27 protein-coding genes, 1 tRNA gene and 1 pseudogene are annotated in these 23,773 nt (G+C 44.4%); 19 read left to right on the top strand and 10 right to left on the bottom strand.

The window, feature by feature from the left end:
• Positions 1–567 precede the first annotated feature (567 nt).
• Positions 568–993 (bottom strand): DUF2621 domain-containing protein, encoded by a 426-nt coding sequence (locus ACFQPF_RS03525; RefSeq protein ID WP_379746628.1) that lies wholly within the window; start codon positions 991–993, stop codon positions 568–570.
• A 41-nt stretch (positions 994–1,034) separates the two neighbouring features.
• Positions 1,035–1,131 (bottom strand) — tRNA-Sec (locus ACFQPF_RS03520).
• Between the two features lie 184 nt (positions 1,132–1,315).
• Here ACFQPF_RS03520 and selB point away from each other — a divergent pair.
• The 6 genes from selB to ACFQPF_RS03490 are packed head-to-tail and all read left to right on the top strand — an operon-like array spanning position 1,316 to position 6,859.
• Complete coding sequence (gene selB, locus ACFQPF_RS03515) at positions 1,316–3,211, top strand: selenocysteine-specific translation elongation factor (RefSeq protein ID WP_379746626.1); 1,896 nt, start codon at positions 1,316–1,318, stop codon at positions 3,209–3,211.
• Between the two features lie 8 nt (positions 3,212–3,219).
• Entirely contained in the window at positions 3,220–4,239 is a 1,020-nt protein-coding gene (locus tag ACFQPF_RS03510) for a glycosyltransferase (RefSeq protein WP_379746624.1), read from the top strand.
• Between the two features lies 1 nt (position 4,240).
• Entirely contained in the window at positions 4,241–5,131 is an 891-nt protein-coding gene (gene phnD, locus ACFQPF_RS03505; RefSeq protein ID WP_379746622.1) for a phosphate/phosphite/phosphonate ABC transporter substrate-binding protein, read from the top strand.
• Positions 5,128–5,886: a phosphonate ABC transporter, permease protein PhnE gene (gene phnE, locus ACFQPF_RS03500; protein WP_379746619.1), complete on the top strand. Its 759-nt coding sequence runs from the start codon at positions 5,128–5,130 to the stop codon at positions 5,884–5,886. Before phnD ends, phnE begins: the two co-directional genes overlap by 4 nt.
• An 8-nt stretch (positions 5,887–5,894) precedes the next feature.
• Positions 5,895–6,632, top strand: coding sequence for a phosphonate ABC transporter ATP-binding protein (phnC, locus tag ACFQPF_RS03495; RefSeq protein WP_379746616.1), 738 nt, complete (start codon positions 5,895–5,897; stop codon positions 6,630–6,632).
• Between the two features lie 53 nt (positions 6,633–6,685).
• Positions 6,686–6,859 (top strand): hypothetical protein, encoded by a 174-nt coding sequence (locus ACFQPF_RS03490; protein WP_379746613.1) that lies wholly within the window; start codon positions 6,686–6,688, stop codon positions 6,857–6,859.
• Positions 6,860–6,925: 66 nt separating this feature from the next.
• On the opposite strand, the gene selD is transcribed toward ACFQPF_RS03490, so the two are convergent.
• A complete protein-coding gene (gene selD, locus ACFQPF_RS03485; RefSeq protein WP_379746610.1) occupies positions 6,926–7,981 on the bottom strand; it encodes a selenide, water dikinase SelD in 1,056 nt (351 codons plus the stop codon).
• 138 nt (positions 7,982–8,119) lie between these two features.
• Here selD and ACFQPF_RS03480 point away from each other — a divergent pair.
• Both ACFQPF_RS03480 and selA read left to right on the top strand, forming a co-directional pair.
• A pseudogene (locus ACFQPF_RS03480) lies at positions 8,120–8,311 on the top strand (Rdx family protein); the annotation flags it as partial.
• A 48-nt stretch (positions 8,312–8,359) separates the two neighbouring features.
• Positions 8,360–9,724, top strand: a complete 1,365-nt coding sequence (gene selA, locus ACFQPF_RS03475) for an L-seryl-tRNA(Sec) selenium transferase (RefSeq protein ID WP_379746607.1) — start codon at positions 8,360–8,362, stop codon at positions 9,722–9,724.
• A gap of 135 nt (positions 9,725–9,859) precedes the next feature.
• Here selA and ACFQPF_RS03470 read toward each other — a convergent pair whose 3' ends face one another.
• Positions 9,860–10,000, bottom strand: a complete 141-nt coding sequence (locus tag ACFQPF_RS03470; protein WP_379746604.1) for a small acid-soluble spore protein P — start codon at positions 9,998–10,000, stop codon at positions 9,860–9,862.
• A gap of 83 nt (positions 10,001–10,083) precedes the next feature.
• Between ACFQPF_RS03470 and ACFQPF_RS03465 the strand changes: the two genes are divergently transcribed.
• A complete protein-coding gene (locus ACFQPF_RS03465) occupies positions 10,084–10,335 on the top strand; it encodes a hypothetical protein (protein ID WP_379746601.1) in 252 nt (83 codons plus the stop codon).
• Positions 10,336–10,337: 2 nt separating this feature from the next.
• Here the strand turns inward: ACFQPF_RS03465 and sspO are convergent, their stop codons facing one another.
• Together sspO and ACFQPF_RS03455 are read right to left on the bottom strand one after the other, a co-directional pair.
• Complete coding sequence (gene sspO, locus ACFQPF_RS03460; RefSeq protein WP_379746598.1) at positions 10,338–10,508, bottom strand: small acid-soluble spore protein SspO; 171 nt, start codon at positions 10,506–10,508, stop codon at positions 10,338–10,340.
• Positions 10,509–10,603: 95 nt separating this feature from the next.
• Positions 10,604–10,792, bottom strand: a complete 189-nt coding sequence (locus ACFQPF_RS03455; protein WP_379746595.1) for a DUF378 domain-containing protein — start codon at positions 10,790–10,792, stop codon at positions 10,604–10,606.
• A 281-nt stretch (positions 10,793–11,073) separates the two neighbouring features.
• On the opposite strand from ACFQPF_RS03455, the gene acnA reads away from it, so the two are divergent.
• Positions 11,074–13,806, top strand: coding sequence for an aconitate hydratase AcnA (gene acnA / locus ACFQPF_RS03450; RefSeq protein ID WP_379746592.1), 2,733 nt, complete (start codon positions 11,074–11,076; stop codon positions 13,804–13,806).
• A gap of 64 nt (positions 13,807–13,870) precedes the next feature.
• Here the strand turns inward: acnA and ACFQPF_RS03445 are convergent, their stop codons facing one another.
• Entirely contained in the window at positions 13,871–14,011 is a 141-nt protein-coding gene (locus ACFQPF_RS03445; protein ID WP_379746589.1) for an acid-soluble spore protein N, read from the bottom strand.
• Positions 14,012–14,141: 130 nt separating this feature from the next.
• On the opposite strand from ACFQPF_RS03445, the gene ACFQPF_RS03440 reads away from it, so the two are divergent.
• The 5 genes from ACFQPF_RS03440 (at position 14,142) to ACFQPF_RS03420 (ending at position 16,212) form a co-directional block, all read left to right on the top strand.
• Positions 14,142–14,270 carry an FbpB family small basic protein gene (locus tag ACFQPF_RS03440; protein ID WP_379746586.1) on the top strand — a complete coding sequence of 43 codons (129 nt, stop codon included), beginning with the start codon at positions 14,142–14,144 and terminating at the stop codon, positions 14,268–14,270.
• Between the two features lie 301 nt (positions 14,271–14,571).
• Entirely contained in the window at positions 14,572–15,081 is a 510-nt protein-coding gene (locus ACFQPF_RS03435; protein ID WP_379746583.1) for a hypothetical protein, read from the top strand.
• A gap of 58 nt (positions 15,082–15,139) precedes the next feature.
• Positions 15,140–15,370: a small acid-soluble spore protein Tlp gene (gene tlp, locus ACFQPF_RS03430; RefSeq protein ID WP_379746580.1), complete on the top strand. Its 231-nt coding sequence runs from the start codon at positions 15,140–15,142 to the stop codon at positions 15,368–15,370.
• A gap of 114 nt (positions 15,371–15,484) precedes the next feature.
• The gene (locus tag ACFQPF_RS03425) at positions 15,485–15,913 is read left to right on the top strand and encodes an acyl-CoA thioesterase (protein WP_379746576.1); all 429 of its coding nucleotides are present in this window, start codon (positions 15,485–15,487) and stop codon (positions 15,911–15,913) included.
• Positions 15,913–16,212, top strand: coding sequence for a hypothetical protein (locus ACFQPF_RS03420; RefSeq protein WP_379746573.1), 300 nt, complete (start codon positions 15,913–15,915; stop codon positions 16,210–16,212). The genes ACFQPF_RS03425 and ACFQPF_RS03420 overlap by 1 nt, the downstream gene beginning before the upstream one ends.
• 1 nt (position 16,213) lies before the next feature.
• On the opposite strand, the gene ACFQPF_RS03415 is transcribed toward ACFQPF_RS03420, so the two are convergent.
• Positions 16,214–16,516 carry a HesB/YadR/YfhF family protein gene (locus ACFQPF_RS03415; RefSeq protein ID WP_379746571.1) on the bottom strand — a complete coding sequence of 101 codons (303 nt, stop codon included), beginning with the start codon at positions 16,514–16,516 and terminating at the stop codon, positions 16,214–16,216.
• 145 nt (positions 16,517–16,661) lie between these two features.
• Here ACFQPF_RS03415 and asd point away from each other — a divergent pair, with 145 nt between their 5' ends.
• Positions 16,662–17,501, top strand: a complete 840-nt coding sequence (gene asd, locus ACFQPF_RS03410) for an archaetidylserine decarboxylase (RefSeq protein WP_379746568.1) — start codon at positions 16,662–16,664, stop codon at positions 17,499–17,501.
• 27 nt (positions 17,502–17,528) lie between these two features.
• On the opposite strand, the gene ACFQPF_RS03405 is transcribed toward asd, so the two are convergent.
• Positions 17,529–18,848 (bottom strand): MFS transporter, encoded by a 1,320-nt coding sequence (locus tag ACFQPF_RS03405; RefSeq protein ID WP_379746565.1) that lies wholly within the window; start codon positions 18,846–18,848, stop codon positions 17,529–17,531.
• A gap of 176 nt (positions 18,849–19,024) precedes the next feature.
• Here ACFQPF_RS03405 and ACFQPF_RS03400 point away from each other — a divergent pair, with 176 nt between their 5' ends.
• Positions 19,025–19,630, top strand: coding sequence for a uracil-DNA glycosylase family protein (locus tag ACFQPF_RS03400; protein ID WP_379746563.1), 606 nt, complete (start codon positions 19,025–19,027; stop codon positions 19,628–19,630).
• Between the two features lie 45 nt (positions 19,631–19,675).
• On the opposite strand, the gene ACFQPF_RS03395 is transcribed toward ACFQPF_RS03400, so the two are convergent.
• On the bottom strand, positions 19,676–21,085 hold the full coding sequence (locus tag ACFQPF_RS03395) for a Na+/H+ antiporter NhaC family protein (RefSeq protein ID WP_379746560.1): 1,410 nt from the start codon (positions 21,083–21,085) through the stop codon (positions 19,676–19,678).
• 423 nt (positions 21,086–21,508) lie between these two features.
• Here ACFQPF_RS03395 and cshA point away from each other — a divergent pair, with 423 nt between their 5' ends.
• Both cshA and ACFQPF_RS03385 read left to right on the top strand, forming a co-directional pair.
• Positions 21,509–23,056, top strand: coding sequence for a degradosome RNA helicase CshA (cshA, locus tag ACFQPF_RS03390; RefSeq protein ID WP_379746557.1), 1,548 nt, complete (start codon positions 21,509–21,511; stop codon positions 23,054–23,056).
• A 119-nt stretch (positions 23,057–23,175) separates the two neighbouring features.
• Entirely contained in the window at positions 23,176–23,703 is a 528-nt protein-coding gene (locus ACFQPF_RS03385; protein ID WP_379746554.1) for a metallophosphoesterase family protein, read from the top strand.
• The last annotated feature ends 70 nt before the right edge of the window (positions 23,704–23,773 follow it).

Here is a 23,773-nt window from a genome sequence, read left to right as displayed (position 1 = left end):
TATGATGCTCTGCGTAAGACTTAACAGGAACCGCCGTATACGGAACCGTACGTACGGTGGTACGAGAGGATGTGGAGGCTAGGCGCCTCCCCCTATCTCAATTACATTATGAAAGGATAACTTTTTACCAAGGAAGAAATTAAAGGTCTAGGAATAAAGTATCCGTGCAACGAAGGCTGACTTAAAGGGTTCGCGTCAGCCAAGTTTTCTTTATTTCATAAGGCTTTTTTCGCAAAATTTGTTGCTTTTAGTATTCTGAGAAGAGGTTGATCTCCGTTACAGGTGCATGCTTATCCAGAGGGGTGAGCGGTGAGCTATCCACCGTAAGCGCCTTTGGAAGGTCTCACCTGTCTCACTCCCACTCGCTGGAGTCGGCACCTTTCACTTCGATCAACTTCTCAATGAAGGATTCAAGGTTGATTAAGATAAAAGACCTTAGATTATGTGTAGAAAACAAGATGGATGAACTTACACAGTGACAGTCCAGCAGCAATAAGTTTGCACAATCAGACTTTTCAAAGCAACAATCTCTACGAAAAGAGCCTTTCATAAAGAGAAATCTTCTTCTTAGCTTAGAAGGCCCTGATAGGGAGCTAGGTCTACTTGCTTTTGCTTGAGTGTTTTAATCAGCCATTTATGATCCCGCTTAGGAGTGGCGATGATGTAACCGCGGACAATCAGGTCTTGCGTCATGTGCGGAGCGTTTTCTTTTAATGCCAATTCCCCGATAGTTCCTGCGATTTTCGCTTTGGCAATATCTCGAAAGAGTTCAGGGACAGGTGCTACCAGTTCATCCAGAAAAGCAATTTGCTCCCTGGTCCATAAATGGCGTGTTTCGTTTATATAATGGTCTTGCCAGTCTAAAATGCTCATTCCATCTTCTTTAGGAAGCCTTTTTAAAAATTTGCGGAACATGAAATATCCGCCGATGGCGAACATCGTAAACAAAAACACGCACCAAAAGGCGATAAACAAACCAAATCCTGTGGACATACGGCGGCCACCTCGTTTTTTTCGATCTATGTTCTATGTAATGGCGGGATCAGATGGGAATCGAACCCACCAGAGACGGCACGCGCCTCCCAAAAGGTTTTGAAGACCCAGGCCAGCACCAGCTGTGCAACTGACCCCAAAAGAAGAAAGATGCTAAGTTCTTTTATGCCACTTTTGCTATTATACAGGAATTTCTTTTTATATGCCAAATGGAATTGCTTAAATTGCCGTTAGAACTCTATGCTATTTTAAAAAAAGGCTTACGCTTGAATTGTAGCGGTATTGATAATAAAGTAATAAGTGGTATAAAGGCGGTGAAAATATGACGATTCAGCATTATACAGTGGGAATGGCTGGCCATATCGATCATGGTAAGACGACACTCACAAAAGCACTGACGGGTGTCGATACGGATACGTTAAAAGAAGAAATTCAGCGCAGCATCACGATTGAACCAGGATATGCCCCATTTAAGCTGCCAGATGGAATGATTGGGAGCATTGTAGACGTTCCTGGTCACGAAAAATTGATTCGGCAGATGATCGCAGGTGTGGCCGGAATCGATCTCGTTTTAATTGTAATCGCGGCAGATGAAGGGGTCATGCCGCAAACAAAAGAACATTTTGAGATTTTATCCTTTCTCGGCATTGATCGAGGCATTTTTGTGTTTACAAAAAGTGACGCAGCTGATGAGGACACTCGTGATTATTTATTAGAAGAACTGATGGACCTTGCAGCGGGTACACCTTTTGAGCGATTTCCAGCTGTTTTTGCTGACAGTGTGAGCATGAAAGGCATACCTGAACTGAAAGAGGCGATCAAAGAACAGCTCCATAAGGTCAGACCGAGAGCGGCGAACGGCCCTTTTCGTATGCCGGTCGACCATGTATTTACGGTTAAAGGACAAGGAACTGTTGTGAGAGGTACAATCATGGAGGGCCGTACACACCAGGGTGCTGCACTCGTCGTTGCACCAGGAGGAAAAAGGGTGAGAGTCCGGCAGATGCAAGTACATAAAGAAGTGCAAGAAACCGTTTATGCTGGCCAAAGAGCAGCACTCAACCTGGCAGGTATTGATAAGGAAACTATCAGGAGAGGCCATACCATCGCCGAAGAAGGTTCTTATATAGAATCACTTGTCTGTGACTTGGTGATGCAAAAGCCGAGGCAGCTTATGCATGAAGTGAAACAGCGAACTCGAGTGAAAATGTATAGTGGCACTTCAGAGGTGATGGGGACGCTCATCTTTTTTGACCGTAACGAGCTAAAGGACAGTGATTCTGATGAACCTGTCTATTGCCAGATTCGCCTTGAACAAACGATGATCCTTCACCGCGGTGACCGCTTCGTCATCAGGAGGCTTTCACCGGAAGAAACGATAGGGGGGGGCTATGTCCTAGACCCTGACGGCAAAAAATATAGGTTCGGGACCATGACGGTTAACATGCTGAAAGAAAAAGCGGCAGGCTCTCCTGAAGACAGAATTCTATCCGCATTAAAATCCAATAAGGTGATGGAACTTAAAGAGATAGAGCGAGAAACCAGTCTTTTAGATGACCAGATCGAAATTTTATTGAAAAAACTAGAATTTGCCGGTGATATCACTGCTTTTGAAGGCTGCTATATGCTGAACTCCGAACTTACTGCGACAAAGGAGAGCCTGTTAGAAGACATACATCAGTATCATCGCGATCACCCGTTAAAGCCAGGCATTCCGAGAGCAAGCTTGTTTTCTTTGTTTTCGCACATCCCTCAAAAACTCCTATCAGCAGCGTTTTCATCGATAAACCAGAGCGGCCTAGCAAGGGTTCACTTTCAGCATGTTGCGGCTTCTGAATTCAAGCCGCATTTTCCTCCGCGCTGGGCGAAAAGAATGGAGAACACGGTGAACAAGTTAATAAAAGATGGACTTTCACCAATGCCGTTTGAAAGCTATGCTCAATCCGAACAGCTGACGAGTGAACTGAGCCGTGATTTGAAGCACTATTTGCTGCGTGACAGATCAGCTCTTGCTCTTGATGAAGAGCATATTCTTTCCTATTCAGCGTTTGAACAAGCGGTAGCCGCTTTAAAAGATGCCTTTCATGAGCCCTTTACTGTTCAAGAAGCGAAGCCGCTGTTAGGGCTGTCGCGTAAATATGTGATACCGCTGCTTGAATTGATGGATCAAGAAAACGTGACAAGACGGTATGCAAACAATACGAGAGAATGGCAGTGAGTCCTTTCATGAACAAAAAAATAAACATTTTGTTTTTAACGCCTTATTATTCTCAAAGCAGAGGAAACTCCACGACAGCCAGAAGAATAGAAGCAGGCTTGTCCAAAGCCGGATGTGTTGTGAAAGTATTTGCTTATGATGAAGAAGCGTGGAATGAAAAAGTAAAGAAGTTAATCGACGAAGCCGATATTCTTCACATCCTTCACTTCGGGCGGTTCTTGGAGTGGCAGCAAATGTACGGTGAAGTGCTAACAAAACCATATGTTGTCACTTCCGGCGGAACAGATGTGAACCATTCTTTGCAAGTGGAAGATGTGGATAAATACAAGGTGTTTTTACGTGATGCGCTTGCTGTGTCTGTATTCTCTGAGGATGGGAAACAAGCCCTTTTGCGGGTATTGCCAGAATTAGAGAAAAAGATTGCGGTCATTCCACAAGGTGTTTATTTGCCCGATGGTGATGACGGGGAAGAGCGGCTACAGCTGCCGCCTGGCAGTCCCAAGTTCCTTCTGCCTGCCGGGCTGCGAGCCGTTAAGGATATTTTCTTTGCGATCCGTCCATTGATGAAGCTAAAAAACGAATATCACGGTTTGACTCTTCTGATTATTGGTGCAAAGCTCGATGAAGATATCTATCAACGTCTAACGCTGCTGCAAGAAAAGCTCCCATGGGTTCATTATCACAACGAGGTCGATCTATCTCAGATGAAGCAGGTATATGACTGGAGTGACATTGTCATCAATACATCCCTGTCAGAAGGTCAGCCAACGTCTCTGCTTGAAGCGATGTATTTTCATAAACCTGTTCTCGCGCGGAATAATGGAGGTAACAGGAGCCTGATTAGCCACCGGGAAAACGGATTTATTTTTTGTGATGCAGAGGACTTTTACCATTTTGCGAAACTTCTGCTTTCTAGTTCGATCAAAGAGCAGATCGTCCAAAAAGGGGCAGACTATTGTTTGCAGCATCATCCTATTGAAAAAGAAATAGCTGCCTATCTTGAAATATATCAAAAAAGGAGAATATGATATGAAAAAATTATTGTTCATTTTAATCGCTGCTGTATTAGTTATGGGAGCTTGCGGGAAAAAAGAAGAAAAAACAGACAAGAACGCAAAAGATAAAGGTGTGTTCACGATTGGTGTCATACCCGCACAAACAGAAGGTGAGATGAAGGGTGCACTTGAAAAACTGCAGACAGTGCTTTCTGACAAGCTTGGCCGTGAAGTGAAAATCACCTCGTACCCGGATTATAACGGAGTCGTCGAAGCGATGAACTATAAGAAAATCGACATGGCTTATTTTGGGCCCCTCACATATGTGATTGCACATGAAAACAGCGGAGCCGAAGCCATTGTCACTCAACTCATTAAAGGAGAGCCTTTCTATTATTCTTATTTGATCACTCATAAAGACAGCACACTTTCATCGATTGGAGATCTTGTGAAAAATGCAAAAGAAGTAAAGTTTGCTTTCGGCGATCCTTCTTCTACGTCTGGTGCGCTCATTCCTGGAATCGAGCTTAAAGATCAAGGTGTATACAAGAGCGAGAGTGAGTACAGCTTTAAATCCGTTCAGTTTACGGGCTCTCATGATGCGACGGCGCTAGCGATTCAAAATAAGCAAGTGGACGCAGGGGCGATTGACAGTGCCATTTTTGATAAACTAGCAGAGGAAGGAACGATCGACGCTGCTCAGTTCAAGACGATCTGGAAATCAGAAAAACTTTTCCAGTATCCATGGGCGGTATCAAAAGGGACGGATAAGGATACAAAACAAAAGCTCCAAGAAGCTTTTCTTGATATCAAAGACCAAAAGATTTTAAAAGCCTTCGGTGCGACTGGCTTTACGAAAGCAGAAAACAAGGATTACGAAAGCATCCGTCAGGCGGCAGAAAAAGAAGGTCTGTTAAAGAAGTGATCTGGTTTAAAAAAATCCATTATGTGATCACACTCGTGCTTGCCGGCTTTGTAGCCGGCAGCATGTATGTAACTGGATTTGATTTCACAAAGTTTCAAGACTTTCGCAATATGGCTGACTTTATTTCGAAATGGTTCCCGATGAACACCGAAAGCTTGCCGTTTCTCCTAGAGGAAAGTCTCGTAACCATTGCGATTGCTTTTTTAGGGAGTCTGTTTGGCTTGCTTGCGGGCTTTCCTTTTAGCTTTTTAGCAGCGAGAAACACGAGCCGGTTCCCCACCGTTTTCATGATGACGAGGACGCTTCTTAGCTTTCTTCGCTCAGTACCTGAATTCGTGTTCGGGCTTATACTTCTAACTGCCCTTGGGCTCGGTCCGTTCCCTGCGGTTCTTGCGATTATCCTGCACAACATTGGCGTTTTAGGAAAACTCGTATCTGAGCTGATTGAATCTGCTGACAAAGGACCGGTTGAAGCGATGAAAGCTTCTGGTGCGAGCCGATGGTCCGCGAACATCGTTTCGATTTTGCCTCAAATATGGCCGAATGTGCTCTCACAATTTTTTTACCGTTTTGAGGTTGCAGTGAGAACATCTCTTGTACTCGGGTTGATCGGTGGAGGTGGGATCGGCCAGCAGCTGTTTATCCATTTTAAAACGTTTCAATATCAGCTCGTTTCCGGTGATGTGCTCCTTATCATGCTGATGGTCATCGCGATTGATTTTACTGGCGGATATATCCGCAAGAAAGTAATATAGGTGCTGCTATGATTTCTATGGAAAATGTAAGTGTAGCTTATAACGGAAGCCATAAACCGGCCTTGAGCAACGTGAGCCTTTTCTTTGAAAAAGGAGACTTTGTTTGCGTTCTAGGGAAAAGCGGTGCAGGCAAATCTACATTAATACGTGTGTTAAACGGGCTGCAGCCTGTCACACATGGCGAAGTTGTATGGAACAATAAGCCGATCAGCAGGATGGATGAAAAGGCAATAAGAGAGATTAGAAGAGAAACAGGTATGATCTTTCAGCAGTTTAACTTGATTCCCCGCTTAACGGTTTATCAAAATATACTAACAGGCCGTTTTGGCTATAAGAACACGTTGCAAAGCTTGTTCGGACTGTTTTCAGCTGATGAGAGAAAAAGGGCGTTAGACTTGATCGATGAAGTCGAACTGAACGTAGAGCCATCAAGGAAAGTCGAACATTTGAGCGGTGGCCAAAAGCAAAGAGTAGCCATCGCCCGGGCACTTATTCAAGAGCCCTCCGTCTTTTTGGGAGATGAACCAGTCGCGAGCCTCGATCCAGGTACGGCTGAGAGGATATTTAAAATCATGAAAAAGAATCACGATGAACGAAATCTTCTGACCATCATCAATGTTCACGATGTTTCTTTGGCACGGAAATTCGCTACCCGGATCATTGCTCTAAACCAAGGAGAAGTCGTGTTCGACGGATCTCCAGAAGACTTTAAAGAACCGGATTATTCTGCGACATATTCGGAATAGAAAACGGTAGAGATCGAAAATGTGATATAATGCAGAAGAAGGGGCGTGACCTTTTGAAAACTTCAGGCAACCTGTATCAGACAGGAGAAGTCGTGACTATCTCAAAAACGGAAGAACCGGTGACCATTTCTAAGTACCAATACATCAAGCATATGAAGAAATTTTCTTATATTGTGATGGAATATCCGAACACGTTTTATTTTGAGGAAGAGCTTCAAAAAGCATAAAAAACTTGCATCCGAAAACGGGTGCAAGTTTTTTTGTTTTTTAAGGAAAAGGAAAGTTACTTTGCGTTAAGTGGCTTTTATGAATGATTCCTGCCATTCGGTAACATGACCGACGATGCTTGCTTGCAGCAGTCCTTTTTCATGAAGGCGCTTCATGTATTCCCTACCGTCAGCTTCTGGCAGGCTGACAAGCAGTCCCCCTGACGTCACAGCATCGCACAGAATAAGCTTTTGCCATTCAACAAGTGTGGGACTATATGTAACACTATCCTCAATCCAAATGTAATTGGCTTTCGTTCCGCCTGGAATGATCCCTTCTTGAGCAAGCTGTTCGGTTCCTTCTAATAAGGGAACTTCCTCATAAGCGATGTGCAGTGTTACCTCTTTAGAGCCTTTTGCCATCTCTGTCATGTGCCCGAGCAAGCCGAATCCTGTGACGTCGGTCACTGCATGAGGCATTAAGCCATCTAAGCATTCTGCTGCGGTCTTGTTCAGCATGGCCATTGTTTCTGTAACCTTTTCAATCTGTTGTTCTGAGAGCTTATGATGCTTGATGGCGGTAGTCTGAATTCCTACACCGATGGGCTTCGTCAGGACTAGAACGTCACCCGGTTTTGAACCTACGTTCTTAAAAACACGGTCAGGGTGGACAAGCCCTGTGACAGACAGTCCGAATTTCGGTTCGTTATCATCGATAGAATGACCTCCGACAATTAAGGCTCCTGATTCTTTTACTTTATCTGCTGCACCTTTTAAGATCTCGGCCAGCACATCATGTCCTAATTTCTTGATCGGGAAACCGACAATGTTCATTACTGTCTTCGGAGTTCCGCCCATCGCGTAAACATCACTCAAAGAGTTGGCAGCTGCGATCGCTCCGAACATGTACGGATCGTCGACAATCGGTGTGAAAAAATCAACTGTCTGTATGATGGCAAGATCATCGGTCAGCTTATAAACACCAGCGTCGTCTGATGTATCCAGGCCAACAATCAAGTTAGGATCGGGTTCTCTTTTAGGCAATTGACGCAAAACTTGCGCCAGGTCGCTCGGACCAATTTTGCATCCTCAGCCGCCTTTTGTTGATAGAGCTGTTAGGCGAATTTTATCTTCACTGTGCATGAAAAAGCACCTCCTAATACTAGTATAAACATTTTTTTTGTGATTTGGCGAAGGATATACTAAAATGAAGGCAACTAAAGAGAGGTGAAAAAAATGAAAGTTGCTGTTGAGTTCTGCATGATGTGAAACTTCGCACCTAAAGCCGCGAGTCTCGCGGAAGACGTGTTGAACCATTTTAAATCAAAGGTTGCTTCAATTGAACTAGTGACCAGTTCCGGCGGAGTGTTTGAAGTCTTTGTTGACGGAAGTAAAATTTACTCAAAGAAAGAAACCGGAGAATTTCCGGACCACGATTTTATTATTGCAGAAATAGAAAAGTTGCAGTCATAGAACGTGCTTCCTTCCGGGGAAGCACGTTCTCTCCCGGGAGGCTATGCATTGGACAAACAGTTGCTATTAAAAAAGCTGCCCGCAGTACATAAGGCGGTGGCGCAGCTCATAGATTTGACAGATCTACAAGAATACAGCGAAAAAAAGCTTACGTATGCTGCGAAGAAAGCACTTCAAGGCATGAGACATGATATACTTAATGACCAATTAACCTATTCAGCTGACCTGAATGCTGAGCTGTATTCCCGTGTTACATACATATTAATTAACGAAAAAACGTTAAAAAGAGTCATCAATGCTGCGGGTGTTGTCATCCATACAAATTTAGGGCGTTCAAGACTCGGTAAACGGGCAATGAATGCTTTGGTGGAAAGTGCTGAAAATTACAGCTCGCTTGAATACAGCATCGTTGATGGAAAAAGAGGCTCAAGGCATGTTCATATAGAAGAGCTCATCAAGCAGCTTACAGGTGCAGAATCGGCTATTGTCGTAAACAATAATGCCGCTGCCGTTTATCTTATTTTAAACGCTCTTTCCAAGGGTCAGGAGACCATTGTCTCAAGAGGAGAGCTCGTTGAGATAGGGGGCTCTTTCCGCATTTCTTCCATCATGGAAGAGAGCGGAGCCATTCTTAAAGAAATCGGGACAACGAATAAGACCCATCTTTATGATTATGAGCGAGCAGTGAACGAAAACACGGCGATGATCATGAAGGTGCATACAAGTAATTTCAAGATTACAGGCTTTACAAAAAGCATCTCATCAAGTGAGCTCGTGCGCATTGCGCAAAGCTCTGGGATCATCCTTTACGAGGATTTAGGCAGCGGGGCGTTATATGATTTTAACAAGAAGCATGTAGGGGACGAACCGATGGTCAGGGAGGTGCTCAATTCGGGTGTAGATCTCGTTTCCTTCAGCGGGGATAAGCTTCTCGGGGGGCCGCAGGCAGGTATCATCGCTGGTAAAAAGGAATACATTGATCTGCTGAAATCACACCAGCTTGCAAGAGTCCTGCGCATTGATAAGCTCTCGCTTGCTGCACTTTACGGGACGCTGGAATCTTATCTCCTTAAAGAATATGACGATATTCCTACCATTCGAGACTTGATTGCCAGCACCGAAGAATTGAAAATGAGAACCGCTTCGTTTGCTGTAAGAATGGAGTCACGATTCAATCCGATTATGGTGGACGGTTTTTCACAGGTTGGGGGCGGGACTATGCCAGACGTTAAGCTGCCATCGCCGCTCATTGCCTTTTGCCATCCAAAAGGTGCCGATTTTACAGCTCGATCGCTGCGGAGCTTCAAAATTCCCATCATCGTGAGAATTCAAGAAAACGTCTGCTTGATTGATCTCCGCAGTGTGACGGTGCCAGAAGAAGACATTCTGTTATCCGCTCTTAAAGCCATTTAATGGTGTTCTTAAAAGTTTTTTCAGTTTAAGAAGATATATAAGCGTGGTTATGCAAACGATATGGTTAGGTTAGTCAAGGGAAAACGATATAAGCGGCTCGGCATGATTTATGCCGAGCCGCTTACTTTGAAGCTTTTATGACCCTTGACCTTGATTCTGTTTTGTATGATTTCTATTCTTCACCTTTTTGGAGCCTGACAGCGGTTCTAGCTGACCGGGGTTGTCTCCTTTTGGAGCGTTCTTGCGGATGTCTTTGAAGCTGTTGTGTTCAGCCATAAGATTTTCCTCCTTTTTCGAATAATAGCAGGGTGATTTAGGTAAGTTATAGATAGCTCTGTATACGAAAGGATGAATGGTACATGCCTTATCACAAAAACAAACAGCAGGCATTTCAAGCAGCACAGCAAGGCTACGAACAAGCGATCCAGTCATCTTCTATGCTAGAAAGCGGCAGCCATGAATACGGGTCACGTTTGAAATCCTTCAACGAGCAAAAAGATGAAGCACTCATGCAGATCGAAAACGCGATGGAGACTGCTTCAGAGCACCAAAAAGAGGAATTGGAGAAGCTTCGGTCAGAACTTCATGCCATCTCTGACCAGCATTCATAACGCTATTGACGTTTTTTAGTTTTTTTATTGTTTTGGCGTTCAGCTTCTGTAAGAGGCTCGTTAGGCTGATGAATGGCTTCATTACCGAATTCCGTCTCGTAGCCTGCACCCTGTCCTTGGCTTTTGGCATGATTGCTGCCAGGAATGATATGCCTTGATTTGCGATTAGCCATATTTGCTACACCTCCTTATATGGTTAGTGTGCTCATCTGAACAAACTAAAAGCACTCCAAATTTAGGAGTGCTTTCTTCATGTAAAGATAAAGGGCTATTTCTTAAAATAATCTAATGCAGTCCATACTCCGCTCAAACCAACAAGCGAATATACGACCTTCGTTACAGTGGTAGCGCTTCCAAAGATTTCGGTCACAAGGTTAAAATCGAATAATCCGACTGATCCCCAGTTAAGAGCACCGATAATGACAAGAAGGGATGCCAGCTTTTTCAACCAGTCCATCAAGACACCTCCCCGTACTAAGTAATTTCGGCAATTTTGCTAAAAATAATGAGAGACCGCTGATGCTTAATTCAGTATATTCCAAAAAAATAAACTTGATTGGGCACCTGTGATAAGAAAAACTTATGTTGAATGATAACGTTTATGTTATTTACTTATGAAAGGGTTTTACGTATGATATTAAAGGGGAAAGAGTATGGAGATGTTCCGCTTGTTTCTCTTTTTTAAAGATAACGGTTACTTATATAGTTATATGAAGTGTTTGAGAGGAGATTTGAAACATGACACAGAAAAATGATGTTTTCAGCGCACGCTCTTCCTTTGAGGTGAACGGCAAAACGTATCAATATTACCGTTTAGCTGCTTTAGAGGAAAAAGGACTAGGAAACGTATCGACGCTTCCTTATTCTGTAAAAGTATTGCTTGAATCCGTACTCCGCCAATATGACGGCTTTGTGATTAACAAAGAACATGTTGAGAACTTAGCTAAATGGGGCACTGCCGAAGTAAGAGATATTGATGTTCCTTTCAAGCCATCACGTGTTATCCTTCAAGATTTTACCGGCGTGCCGGCTGTAGTTGACCTTGCGTCGCTGCGAAAAGCAATGAAAGATATGGGAGGAGACCCTTCGCAGATCAACCCTGATATTCCGGTCGACCTCGTTGTCGATCACTCTGTTCAAGTTGATAAAGCAGGAACGATGGACTCCCTTGCATTTAATATGAACCTTGAATTTGAAAGAAACGAAGAGCGCTACAAGCTTCTAAGCTGGGCACAATCTGCATTTGACAACTATCGCGCAGTACCGCCCGCTACCGGAATCGTTCACCAGGTTAACTTGGAATACTTGGCTCCTGTCGTCTTGACTTCTGAGAAAGACGGCGAAACAGTAGCTTATCCAGACTCGTTGGTAGGAACAGATTCTCATACGACAATGATCAACGGACTTGGCGTTTTAGGATGGGGTGTAGGAGGAATTGAAGCAGAAGCAGGGATGCTGGGACAGCCTTCTTACTTCCCAGTTCCTGAAGTTATCGGGGTGAAACTGACAGGATCTCTGCCAAGCGGCACTACGGCAACTGACCTTGCGCTGAAAGTGACACAAGTGCTTCGTGAAAAGAAAGTAGTTGGAAAGTTTGTTGAGTTCTACGGTCCTGGACTTGCAGCAATGCCGCTTGCAGACCGTGCAACAGTATCCAACATGGCTCCAGAATACGGCGCGACTTGCGGGTTCTTCCCTGTCGATTCTGAAGCTTTGGATTACCTGCGCTTGACTGGCCGTTCAGAAGAGCAGATCGCGCTTGTAGAAGCATACTGCAAAGCAAACGGATTGTTCTACAACGCTGATTCTTCAGTTGACCCAGTATTCACTGATGTTGTAGAAATCGATCTTTCTGACATTGAGCCTAACCTTTCCGGACCAAAACGTCCTCAAGATCTTGTGCCGCTTTCTCAAATGCAATCCGCTTTTTCTAAGGCGCTTACGGCTCCTCAAGGAAACGCAGGTTTTGGATTATCAGAAGACGAGCTTAAGAAAGAGGTGCAAGTAAAGCATCCTGGAGCAGAAAAATCTGTCATGAAAACGGGTGCTGTAGCGATTGCGGCGATCACGAGCTGTACAAACACATCTAACCCGTACGTAATGCTTGGGGCAGGAATCGTTGCGAAGAAGGCGATCGAAAAAGGTCTTAAAGTTCCTAGCTACGTGAAAACTTCATTGGCACCGGGTTCAAAAGTTGTGACACGCTACTTGGAAGAAGCAGGCTTGATGACATACCTGGATCAGCTTGGTTTCAACCTTGTCGGATATGGCTGCACGACTTGTATCGGAAACTCTGGTCCTTTGGCGATCGAGGTTGAAGATGCGATCTCGAAAAGCGATCTGACTGTTGCATCCGTTCTTTCTGGTAACCGTAACTTTGAAGGCCGCATTCATCCGCTAGTGAAAGCTAACTACTTAGCTTCACCGCCGCTTGTTGTCGCCTATGCTTTAGCCGGAACAGTTGACTTTGACATGGAGAAAGACGCCTTAGGAAAAGACAGTGAGGGCAACGATGTATTCTTTAAAGATATCTGGCCGACTGCTGACGAAGTAAAAGAAGCGATGAATATCGCTGTAAGACCGGAGCTCTTCAAAAAAGAATACGAGCGTGTGTTTGATGAGAACGAGCGCTGGAACGCACTGAAAACTTCTGCTGAGAAGCTTTATGCTTTTGATCAGACGTCCACGTACATCCAGAACCCGCCATTCTTTGAGAACTTGTCCGCGGATTTAAAAGAAATTCAGCCGCTCACTGGCTTAAAACTTGTTGCTAAATTCGGCGACTCGGTGACGACTGACCATATCTCACCAGCAGGAGCGATCGGCAAGAACACACCGGCAGGCAAATACTTGATCGCTAACGGCGTTGAGCCGCGTGACTTTAACTCATATGGCTCGCGTCGAGGTAACCATGAGGTCATGATGCGCGGAACGTTCGCTAACATCCGTATTCGCAACCAAGTGGCTCCTGGAACGGAAGGCGGCTGGACAACATACTGGCCGACAAATGAAGTGATGAGCATCTATGATGCAGCGATGAAGTATAAGCAAGACGGCACAGGCCTCATGATCATTGCAGGTAAAGATTACGGCATGGGCTCTTCACGAGACTGGGCTGCGAAAGGCACGAACCTTCTGGGAATCCAGACCGTCCTTGCAGAAAGCTTTGAGCGTATTCACCGTTCTAATCTTGTTTTGATGGGTGTTCTGCCGCTTCAGTTCAAGGAAGGCGAAAGCGCAGAAACATTCGGATTAACAGGCAAAGAAACCTTCTCTGTTCAGTTGGATGAGAATGTTAAGCCTCTTGAGAAAGTAAAAGTAACTGCTGAGAAAGAAGACGGTTCAACTGTTGAGTTCGAAGTGATTGCACGTTTCGACTCTGAAATTGAAATCGATTATTACCGTCATGGCGGTATTCTGCCAATGGTTCTGCGCAACAAGCTAGCCCAGACAGGCCAGCCGCAAAACTAATAAAAAGCCGCAAATCCAAGATTCGTCCTGGGTTTGCGGCTTTTTTCAATACATCCTTTTAGATTCAGCCTTTTGGCGGTACATAATCTGGCTGTTCATGCGAAGTGTCAGCCATTTGGGCTCCCTTGTTTCCTTGTCCTTTTCTAGGCTGTGTGCCTTGATGGTTCGGAACGAAATCTTTAGGGAATTTTTTTGGATTGCTCATGGATGAATCGCCTCCTTACCTTTAACGTTTACATGCGTCATACCCCTTATTCAGTTGGCTATGGTTTAGAACTTGAAATATTTGGCTAACCTAAAATGGAGAATACGGAACAAGACAGGAGCCGGTTACGATGAGAAAAAACAGAAAAATCAATTTTCGGGATTTAGTGAACGAGAACAAAAAAATGCTGATGAACGATGAAAAATTCATGGAAGAAATCGAGCGCAAGTTAGACGAAAAACATATGAAGAATGTATAATACCCTTTAGAGTCGAGACTAGACGAAAGTATGGCTAGAAACGATATAGAGGAACTCCAGAAAGCACCCGCAGTTAAGGGTGTTTTTTCAATTTAAGGAGTATACTCTTTTGTCTGTGAGGATCATCAGTGTAGTCAAAGAGTATTGGAAAAACGGATAAGTTGATAACGTATACACTTGACGTAAGCCAAGCGATCTTTTGTTATTCCAAAATATACCGAGATCGAAAATTTAGGAGTACCCCAATATATAGATTTTATGATCGAAAACTTGTATGAAGTGAGAATTAGGAGGGGTACGGTTGATTACGGCATACGTTAAACCTTTACCTGTGTCATGTAAAAAGGAAGACGAAGATTATTTATACCGTGAGCTTGAAATTCATATGCAGCGACTCGGGCACTTAGTGCCATTCCGTGAAGAGCTGAACTGGCACGATGAAATACAGACTGTTGAAATCGGGACAAACGAAACATTAAATAAATTAAAGAAGACGGCTGCTAAGAATGATGGCGTTTTTTTACTTTATGCTAAAATTACTAAAGGCACGGTTTACCAGCATGTGATTATGCATCCGAACAACGAGGGCTTTTATTTGCCGTTTCGTTTTGAAGAGCCTTTCCATATTACGGTAAAAAACAAAAAGTATTGGATCGGCTCTTCCATCAGGCTCGCTGAGGAACTTTCTTGGCTGGAGATCACGATGAAAAATACAGACGATCAAGACGTGGTCGAATGCTGGAACAGCTTAAAATCCATGTGCGAACAAAGCATCTCGACGATGAGCCCGATTCTTCTTGAAAAAGTATAATTTTTAAAAACCCGTCCAAAATATGATGGAACAACGTAAATCATAAGGAGGTTTCATCATGGCAAAACCGGACGACAGAAGCAATAACGCAGAACGTTTGGATGAGATGATTCAAAATACGCAGCAAAATATTCAAGAAGCAAACGAGTCTCTTCAGAACACAGACATGACCGCAAGCCAAAAAGAACAGATCAAAGAAAAAAATGAGCATCGCCAGGAAAGCATTCAGCAATTTGAAAACGAACGCAATGAAGAACAGGCGTACCGTGAAGACGGACATCTAAAATAAATACTAGAAAAAGGCCGGATGCTTCCGGCCTTTTTCATGTTTGCTCTGTTCACTTTCCATGCATACATCGTTTCAGTATGGTAAAGTAATACAAAAATGCGATTGGAGAGAATCATGATCACAGCAGAAGCCGAAATTCAAGTCAGATATGCAGAAACCGACCAGATGGGTGTTGTTTACCATGCCAACTATATTATCTGGTTTGAGATTGGAAGAACAGCTCTTATTGAAAAACTGGGGTTCAGCTATGCGGATATGGAGAATGAAGGCATCCTTTCACCCGTCACACACGTTGAGGCCTTTTATAAAAAGCCGCTTACATACGGTGACCATGCAACTGTCGTCACATCAATCAAAGAATATAATGGACTTAAGGTCGTTTACGAATATGAGATCAAGAACAGCAATGGAAACGTATGCGTAACAGGCAATTCTTCGCATGTTTGTGTCAAGAAAGAAACGTTCCGTCCCGTCTCGATAAAAAAATTGTTTCCTGAATGGCATAGCGCTTATCTACTAGCGGCCAGCAAAGAGGAAATGTAATGGCCTTTGGCATCAGCCGTGAAGAGCTTGCTGCATGGAAACGCGATGCTTCAGACGGTCAGATCGCTTTTTTGACTCATTTTTGGCATGACTCGCGATTTCCGCAATACCGCAGTGTCACGAAAGCGGCGTGCTGCGATATTCAAAAACTCATCTTATGGGGAAAAGAATATGGGCTGCCAAAAGAATATATTCATCATCGCGAGGATTACCCGCATTTTGACCTGATGGGAAAAAAACAGCTAGAAGTCATGAAAAAAGAAAACCGGCTGCACGAAATCAGCCGGTTTCTTAAATAAATTATTTTCTGTATTCATATTGAAGGTTTTCGTTCTCTTCATCATACTCCACATGAAGATCATGATTGTCAAAAAACCATTCATCTTCCTGCTCGATAAAAAACGTTAGTCCGGTCTGTTCATCAGTAGCAACAGGTCCTGGGTGTTTAGGGTCATCTTTCGTTACTCCAACTGAAAAGCCGCTCTGTACGGTGCTGCAGCCGCCGAGTCTTACAAAGAAACGGACAGCATTTCCGCTAGAATGCTGCAGGTCTGTTTTTAAGGCTTCTGCGGCTTTTTTTGAAACATACAATTTCATCATCATCACTCCTTGCTAGTTACCATTTTGTCATACCCTCCAAAAAAGGACAAGAAATGAGAAAGTCAAAACGTATCTTGAGTAACAGTGAGTTAATGGTATAATTGGCGGATAAGGATACACAGATATTGGATGGTAAGGAGAAATGACATTGAAGAATAAAGCAGCAAAGTATTTGATCTCGCTATTGCCGCAAAAAAAAATATCCTCGCTTGCCGGTTCAGCGGGCCGCTCGCGCCTGAGCCGCTGGTATATCAAACACTATGCCAGACAATTTAACATCAACCTTGAAGAAATAGAAAAGCCGGTCCATGAATACGAACATCTGACTGAATTTTTCACTCGGAAACTGAAAAGCGGTGCGAGGCCGATCAACATGGAGAGAAATGCCGTCGTTTCTCCTGTTGACGGAGTCGTGAGCCAGATTGGTAAGATTCAGAGCGGTTCTCTTATTCAGGCAAAGGGAATCACCTATACTGCCGCTGATCTGCTTGGCGACACTCAAGCTGCCGAGCGTTATCAAAACGGTCGTTTCGTCACGATCTATCTTAGCCCGAAAGATTACCACCGCATTCACATGCCACTAAAAGGAACCGTCACGGATAGCACGTATATTCCGGGCAGGCTTTTCCCGGTAAATGAAATCGGTGTCGGCCATGTAAGCGGGCTGTTTACGCGAAATGAACGCGTTGTTACCCATGCCAGCACACCAGCTGGAAATATGGCGCTCGTCAAAGTGGGAGCTTTTATCGTTGGAAGCGTGAAAGTGACTTATGGCGAGCTTGAAAGAAAATGGAAACAGCATGTTAAACAGAATTTTGAACCGGTTACTTACGAAAAAGGTGATGAGATCGGTTTGTTCGAATTCGGTTCGACCGTTATTTTATTATTTGAAGAAGCGCGTTTTGAGTTTGAGAGCAGTATTACGGAAGGCACAAGTGTCGTAATGGGTGAAAAAATAGGCACGATAAAGGAAGAGCAAGCTCATTGACGATGAGCTTGCTCTTTTTCTTACGAGTTAAGTTTGCCGATATTCCGCGTAGTTCACGTATCTTAATAAAAACATCCCGATCAACACGAAGAGCAGCATCGATCCTAACGCGAGCCTGCTTGCCAGATCTCCATAAGAAGAAAAGATAAGGGTGATCGTTCCGTATACTAGGGGGCCGGCGACGGCAGAAACTTTTCCGGAAAAAGCGAACAATCCGAAGAACTGTCCTCTTTTTTCAGGCGGACTCATTTCTACGATCATCGTCCGGGTGACGACCCACATCGCTCCCATCGAAACGCCGTACAGCGCTCCGGAGATCCAGAACAGAGAAGCGACCGTTGTCAGGACGGCTAGCAAAAGAGCGGCAACGAGCAGAATGCCGACCATATAGAGAGCTTTTTTGGACCCTGCATGTTTTGTATAATATCCGAAGGCGAAAGACCCTATGATGCTGAACAGCGTTGCCGTTAAATAGAGGAGAATAAACGTTCCTTGCGAAAAGCCGATCACATCTGAGGCATATGGCGCCATCATGGCGATCGCCGTCGCGATCGCATCGTTAAAAAAGAAATATGAGATCATGAACAAAAACAGATCACGGTATGAAGTGATGTCACGGAAAGTAGATAGAATTTCTTTGTAGCCTGAAAACATGCCGCTGTTTTTTGTTAACTGCTGAGTGTGATTTTCCTTATACAAAAAGATGATCGGTAGCGAAAAGAGCAAAAATAGTACACCGCTTAACAGAAATGCATCGGGAAAATTGTCTTTTCCGGTCAGAAAGTAGACACTAAGCCCCAGAATGGTTCCCATATAGCCGACAGCCACGCCGAATCCAGAGAGAAGAGGCATGTTTTCTTTTGAGCCAACGTCAGGAAGCATTGCATCGTAAAACACAAGGCTGGACTGGTAAAAAAATTTGCCCGCCATAAACGCCAGTATTACAAGAAGAACAGAAAGCGGCAGGGAAAAAAAGGTTTCGTCATTGAGCTGCCGTGAAAATAAACTCATAAGGAAGGTGGCTAGAATCGCGCCTATCGCAAAGATGACAACAAACTTCTTCTTTCTTCCGGTCTGGTCGATCCACACACCGTATAAAGGAGAGAGGAGCACGAGCAAGATCGACACTACCGCGTTTGCGTAGCTGATGATCGTACTGGCGATCGCGTCCATCTGTTCGCTTCCTCCAACTGCAGAAGAAAGATAAAACGGAAAGAAAATCGTGATAATATTGGAGGAAAAAATGGTATTGGCAAAATCGTAAAAAGCCCATGACATAACGGGTAGTGTAAAATACAATGCGGCCTTATTGCGTTGTCTGCCGCTGGCGGCGAGCGGTGTGTTCATTGTCACATACCTCCTGTATCTTGATAATGTTAAAGGTTCTCTACCAATCGTCCGTTATCCTTTGCAAGCCGAATGTAAATTACATAAGCTTTACGAAGGGATTGCTTTGTCAAGATCAATTGTGCCTTAATAGTCCGTCTCACTACAAACAAATAAAAAGAAAGCAGGAATCAACCATGCTGCAGATGCAAGATTTATTTTTAGAAGCAAAACACCGATATAGTGTCCATGACTTATATAAAGACCCCCCGGCTCTTCTTTTCGTGCTTGAGTCTCCCCACAAAGAAGAATTAAAGCACGGTGTGCCGGTTGCCGGCAGTTCGGGAAGAAGCATGACGAAATTTTTGCTGAACGAGAACGTGCCTTTTGGCTTACGTTTAAAAGAACATCCATCACTGTTGGAGAAAATGGGAATCGTCAACGTATGTCCGTTTCCGATGCAGCGCTCAGCCATCAATGATGAAGAATGGAAACAGAACAACTCATCTTTCTTAGAACACGTAGAAAAAATCAGGACGAGCGCGTCAATCTCGTTTAAGGATAAAGAAAGGGCGGTTTTACACAATATTCTGCTGCAAGACTTTAAAGAACGACTGAAAACAGCCGCATCTAACGAGACCACGATCGTTCCATGCGGCAAATTTGCCGGCCGCTATGTCTCTCTTGCAAACAAAGAGCAGACATACAGTGTCTTAGAAGGGGTTCCTCATCCTTCTTATAATTCCTGGGGAAGGGAAAGATATCAGGAAGTGCTGATGCAGGTGAAAAAGCTTTTAAAATAGAAAAAAGGCCCGCTTAAACGGACCTCTTTTCAGGAAGTAAGAGTATTAGAAGAAAAATACGGTAGCGCCATAAAGGGCTGCCGTTATAAAGGCAGCGATAAGTGCTGGCTTCAGTTTGTACTTCGCATACTCGACAACGGATAGGTTCAGAATTCTTGCAATAGTATTCGTATCATCACTTAGAGGGGATGCAAACGCACCAAACGTCCCGCTGGCGAAGACGGCACCGATCACGAGGGGCAGCGAAATATCAGAAGCTTGGGACATCGAAACACCAAGAGGCATCAAGATGCCCCATGTACCCCAGGCGGAACCGATAAAGTAGGATACCGCCGCACCAAATAAAAACAAAATCGGCACGACCGCCGCACTCGGGATATGCTGAGCGTAGCTTGTGATGAAGGATGAAAATCCAAGGTCCTCTGTAACGGATGAAAGGCCCCATACGACCGCCAGCAGGATGATTACGCTCATAAGCTCATTCCCGCCAGAAATAAATCCCGACAAAAGGTCGCTCAGTTTGTTTTTTTGCAGCATGAAATAGACAAACGAAAACAATGTAGTAAAAAGAAGGGCTGTCAGCATAGATTGCATCACATCTGCGGAAATAAGCGCAGACAAAAGCCCGGCATTTGTCTTTTTATAGCCGTCCCACCATGTCAGCACCAATGTCAGAGTGACGGTTATGATCAAGGGAAGCAGCAGGTTCCATGGTTTTTCAGGAATCTCCCTCCCTACAGCCGGATCGCAGTCATGCCAGTCATCGCCGTCATCGTTCTTGCCGATCTTATCAGGGTCGCTTTCTTCAGTGGAACTAGAATGATGAAAAAAACTTAAATACACACCGACAGCGATCATCACGAACGAAAAGAAATTAAACGGGATGCTTTTAATAAATAAATCAAAAGGATCAGCCTGTATATTCTCGTTTTTGATGGCGATGTCCACGATGGAGGTCATATAGCCGACAAACGCTGTTGCGATTGGAATCAGGACGATGACTGGTGTTGCCGTCGTCTCAATGACAAACCCGAGCTCTTGAGTGGACATTTTCACCTTTTTTAAAAGCGCCCTCATGATCGGGGCGACCGTCACGAAGCGGAAACTCGGCGCACTGAACGTTCCGAGCGTCGACAAGTAAGTGAGGAATAGCGCTTCTTTTTTCGTTTTGATGCGGGACGAGGCTTCTTCTACGAAGCCACGTATTCCTCCTGTCATCTTGATCATCCCCACTAGACCGGAGAAGACATAGAGGAAAAGCAGGATCGTAATATTTTTTGGGTCAATCAGCCCCTTCACTAAATAAGACACCATTTTCTCCAGTCCACCGACAAGAGAAGGAGAGATCAAATAAGAACCTGCCAAAAGACCGGCGAACAAACCGGGCAGCACTTGTTTCGTTTTAACCGCGATCGGGATCACGAGTAAAAAAGGGATGATCGATAGGAATTCCAAAGAAACCACCTGCTTTTCATCATGCTATTTTTATTATCATGCAGCAACGGCTTTGATTTATTCGATAGTATTGCACGATCTGATTAAGGAGAGCATAGAATAGCTATACTAGCGGAGTGAACGTGTTTTACCCTTTGAGGAAGCAAATGGCCTCATTTTCTTTTAGTTGCTTTTATTATCACGGCATGTTAAGTTTAACTTCGGAATATATGGACGGAAGATGTCTTTTTACGGAAACTTTTATCAGACAAGGTACGGTGCAGCGCACATAAGAAAGAATACACGCATCGTTAAGCATTTCCTTATACGATTCTCGGAAATGCTTTTTACACGTTTATAGCAAAAACGTGCATCAATGAAGGTAAGTTATCTCGGTGTTTTCGTAAAGTCCTTTTTCGTCAAAGAGAAAAGGAGATTAAAATCTTGGCAACATTTCAGGAACTGGGTTTAAGCCCGGAATTATTAAAGTCTATCAATAACATGGGGTTTGAAGAAGCGACTCCGATTCAGCGTGACACGATCCCAACAGCTCTTCAAGGCACTGATTTAATCGGTCAGGCGCAGACAGGTACAGGGAAAACAGCTGCATTCGGCATTCCATTGATTGAAAAGATGGATACGAAGAACCGCAACGTACAGGGCATCGTACTTGCTCCGACACGCGAGCTGGCTGTTCAGGTAGCGGAAGAGCTCAACAAGATCGGCCAATATAAAGGAATCCGCACATTGCCGATCTACGGCGGACAGTCAATCGTACGCCAGATCAAAGCATTGAAAGGCGGACCGCACATCATCGTCGGAACACCAGGCCGAGTGATCGACCACATCAACCGTAAAACGTTAAAGCTTGAAACCGTTCATACCGTCGTTCTAGATGAAGCAGATGAGATGCTGAACATGGGCTTTGTAGAGGATATTGAAAAAATCCTTGAGAACGTTCCAGAACAGCGCCACACGATGCTGTTTTCTGCGACAATGCCGAAACAGATTCAAAAGCTTGCAGAGCGTTTCATGAAAGATGTTCTGATCATTAAAGTAAAAGCGAGCGAGATGACGGTAAGAAGCATCGAGCAAGAATATGTAGAAGTGAAAGAGCGCCAGAAGTTTGATGTGCTTTGCCGTCTTCTTGATATTCACTCACCAGAGCTTGCTATCGTATTCGGACGTACAAAGCGACGTGTTGACGAGCTTTCTGAAGCGCTGAACAAACGCGGTTATTCTGCAGAAGGCATCCACGGAGACCTTCCGCAGGCGAAGCGTGATAAAGTGCTTCGCGCGTTTAAGAACAATACGATCGAAGTGCTTGTCGCAACAGATGTTGCTGCTCGTGGATTGGATATCTCTGGTGTTTCCCACGTGTACAACTTTGATATCCCGCAAGATCCTGAAAGCTACGTTCACCGTATCGGCCGTACAGGACGTGCAGGGAAAACAGGTTATGCGATCACGTTCATCACACCGCGCGAGATCGATCACCTTTACACGATCGAACGCATTACGAAGCGTAAAATCGAAAAGCGTCAGGTACCATCAGTGAACGAAGCGATGGAAGGCCAGCAGCAGATGGCTGTTGAGAAACTGATGAGTGTTCTTGGGAACGAAGAAACAGCGAACTACAAGCAGACAGCTGTTGAGCTTCTAGAAGAGCATGACTCTGTTGCACTTGTTTCAGCAGCACTCAGACTTCTTACTCGCGAGCCGGATACGACTCCTGTCAACTTGACGGAAGAGCCGCCTCTATCATCTAAGAAGTTCCAAAACCGCGGCGGACAGGGACGTTTCTCTGACCGCAGAAAGCCTCGTCAAGGCGGAGGACGTGACGGTGGAAGAGACCCGAAACGCAGCGGTGGCGGTTCATACCGCGGTCGTTCGAGCTCTAGCCGTCCGAGCGGCAGCCGAGAAGGCGGACGAGACAACGATTATTCGTACCGCGCACCAAAGCGCACACGTGAAGATTCTAAAAATAGATAATTTAACGAAAAGAGGACCGAATTAACGGTCCTCTTTTCTTCATTCCCTCGCATTCTCCTACTATAAGTAAGAGATAATGTTTATAAAGAAGATGGCGGATTGATGAAGGAGTGAAGCACATGAAAATTGTCGCCCTTTCTGATACACATTTTCCTAAAAAGAAGAATGGTCTGCCCCAGCATTTGACGGAAGAGTTGAAGAAAGCCGATCATATTATACACGCAGGAGACTTTACAAAAGCAGAGCTTTTAGATGAACTGATGTCATATGCTCCTGTAAGCGCCGTGTATGGAAATGTGGATGAGGAGGATGTGAAAAAGCGGTTAGATGCACGTATTTGTGTGCACCTTGGAGGAATGACGGTAGGAATTGTCCATGGCCATGAAGGTCATGGAAGAACAACGAAGGAAAGGGCCATTCATACGTTCTTGCCGAATCTTCCGCAGATCATTGTTTTCGGGCACTCGCATATTCCGCTGATGGAACGCATGAGTGAAACCGTATTAATAAACCCAGGGTCCCCGACGGACAAACGCAGGGAAAAATATTTCTCTTACGCCATCATCAGGAGCAATGACCGGTCAATAAAGTGTGAACTCGTCCTGCTTGATGAATACGGGAAGAAAGTAAAGAGCATATACTCATGATGTATTAGCGATAATAATAGTAAAACAGCAGCTCATGTCAACCGATATGAACTGCATGTTGTGTTAGGAG

This window comes from Fictibacillus iocasae (assembly GCF_042665465.1).
GTDB lineage: Bacteria > Bacillota > Bacilli > Bacillales > Fictibacillaceae > Fictibacillus > Fictibacillus iocasae.
This window is presented reverse-complemented; position numbering and strand designations above follow the sequence as displayed.

Excerpts from the sequence above, each read along its gene's own strand:
- ACFQPF_RS03525 (WP_379746628.1), bottom strand. The coding sequence starts at position 993 with ATGTCCACAGGATTTGGTTTGTTTATCGCCTTTTGGTGCGTGTTTTTG.
- selB (WP_379746626.1), top strand. The coding sequence starts at position 1,316 with ATGACGATTCAGCATTATACAGTGGGAATGGCTGGCCATATCGATCAT.
- ACFQPF_RS03510 (WP_379746624.1), top strand. The coding sequence starts at position 3,220 with ATGAACAAAAAAATAAACATTTTGTTTTTAACGCCTTATTATTCTCAA.
- phnD (WP_379746622.1), top strand. The coding sequence starts at position 4,241 with ATGAAAAAATTATTGTTCATTTTAATCGCTGCTGTATTAGTTATGGGA.
- phnC (WP_379746616.1), top strand. The coding sequence starts at position 5,895 with ATGATTTCTATGGAAAATGTAAGTGTAGCTTATAACGGAAGCCATAAA.
- ACFQPF_RS03470 (WP_379746604.1), bottom strand. The coding sequence starts at position 10,000 with ATGGCTGAACACAACAGCTTCAAAGACATCCGCAAGAACGCTCCAAAA.
- ACFQPF_RS03465 (WP_379746601.1), top strand. The coding sequence starts at position 10,084 with ATGCCTTATCACAAAAACAAACAGCAGGCATTTCAAGCAGCACAGCAA.
- sspO (WP_379746598.1), bottom strand. The coding sequence starts at position 10,508 with ATGGCTAATCGCAAATCAAGGCATATCATTCCTGGCAGCAATCATGCC.
- ACFQPF_RS03455 (WP_379746595.1), bottom strand. The coding sequence starts at position 10,792 with ATGGACTGGTTGAAAAAGCTGGCATCCCTTCTTGTCATTATCGGTGCT.
- acnA (WP_379746592.1), top strand. The coding sequence starts at position 11,074 with ATGACACAGAAAAATGATGTTTTCAGCGCACGCTCTTCCTTTGAGGTG.
- ACFQPF_RS03445 (WP_379746589.1), bottom strand. The coding sequence starts at position 14,011 with ATGAGCAATCCAAAAAAATTCCCTAAAGATTTCGTTCCGAACCATCAA.
- ACFQPF_RS03440 (WP_379746586.1), top strand. The coding sequence starts at position 14,142 with ATGAGAAAAAACAGAAAAATCAATTTTCGGGATTTAGTGAACGAGAAC.
- tlp (WP_379746580.1), top strand. The coding sequence starts at position 15,140 with ATGGCAAAACCGGACGACAGAAGCAATAACGCAGAACGTTTGGATGAG.
- ACFQPF_RS03425 (WP_379746576.1), top strand. The coding sequence starts at position 15,485 with ATGATCACAGCAGAAGCCGAAATTCAAGTCAGATATGCAGAAACCGAC.
- ACFQPF_RS03420 (WP_379746573.1), top strand. The coding sequence starts at position 15,913 with ATGGCCTTTGGCATCAGCCGTGAAGAGCTTGCTGCATGGAAACGCGAT.
- ACFQPF_RS03415 (WP_379746571.1), bottom strand. The coding sequence starts at position 16,516 with ATGATGATGAAATTGTATGTTTCAAAAAAAGCCGCAGAAGCCTTAAAA.
- ACFQPF_RS03405 (WP_379746565.1), bottom strand. The coding sequence starts at position 18,848 with ATGAACACACCGCTCGCCGCCAGCGGCAGACAACGCAATAAGGCCGCA.
- ACFQPF_RS03400 (WP_379746563.1), top strand. The coding sequence starts at position 19,025 with ATGCTGCAGATGCAAGATTTATTTTTAGAAGCAAAACACCGATATAGT.
- ACFQPF_RS03385 (WP_379746554.1), top strand. The coding sequence starts at position 23,176 with ATGAAAATTGTCGCCCTTTCTGATACACATTTTCCTAAAAAGAAGAAT.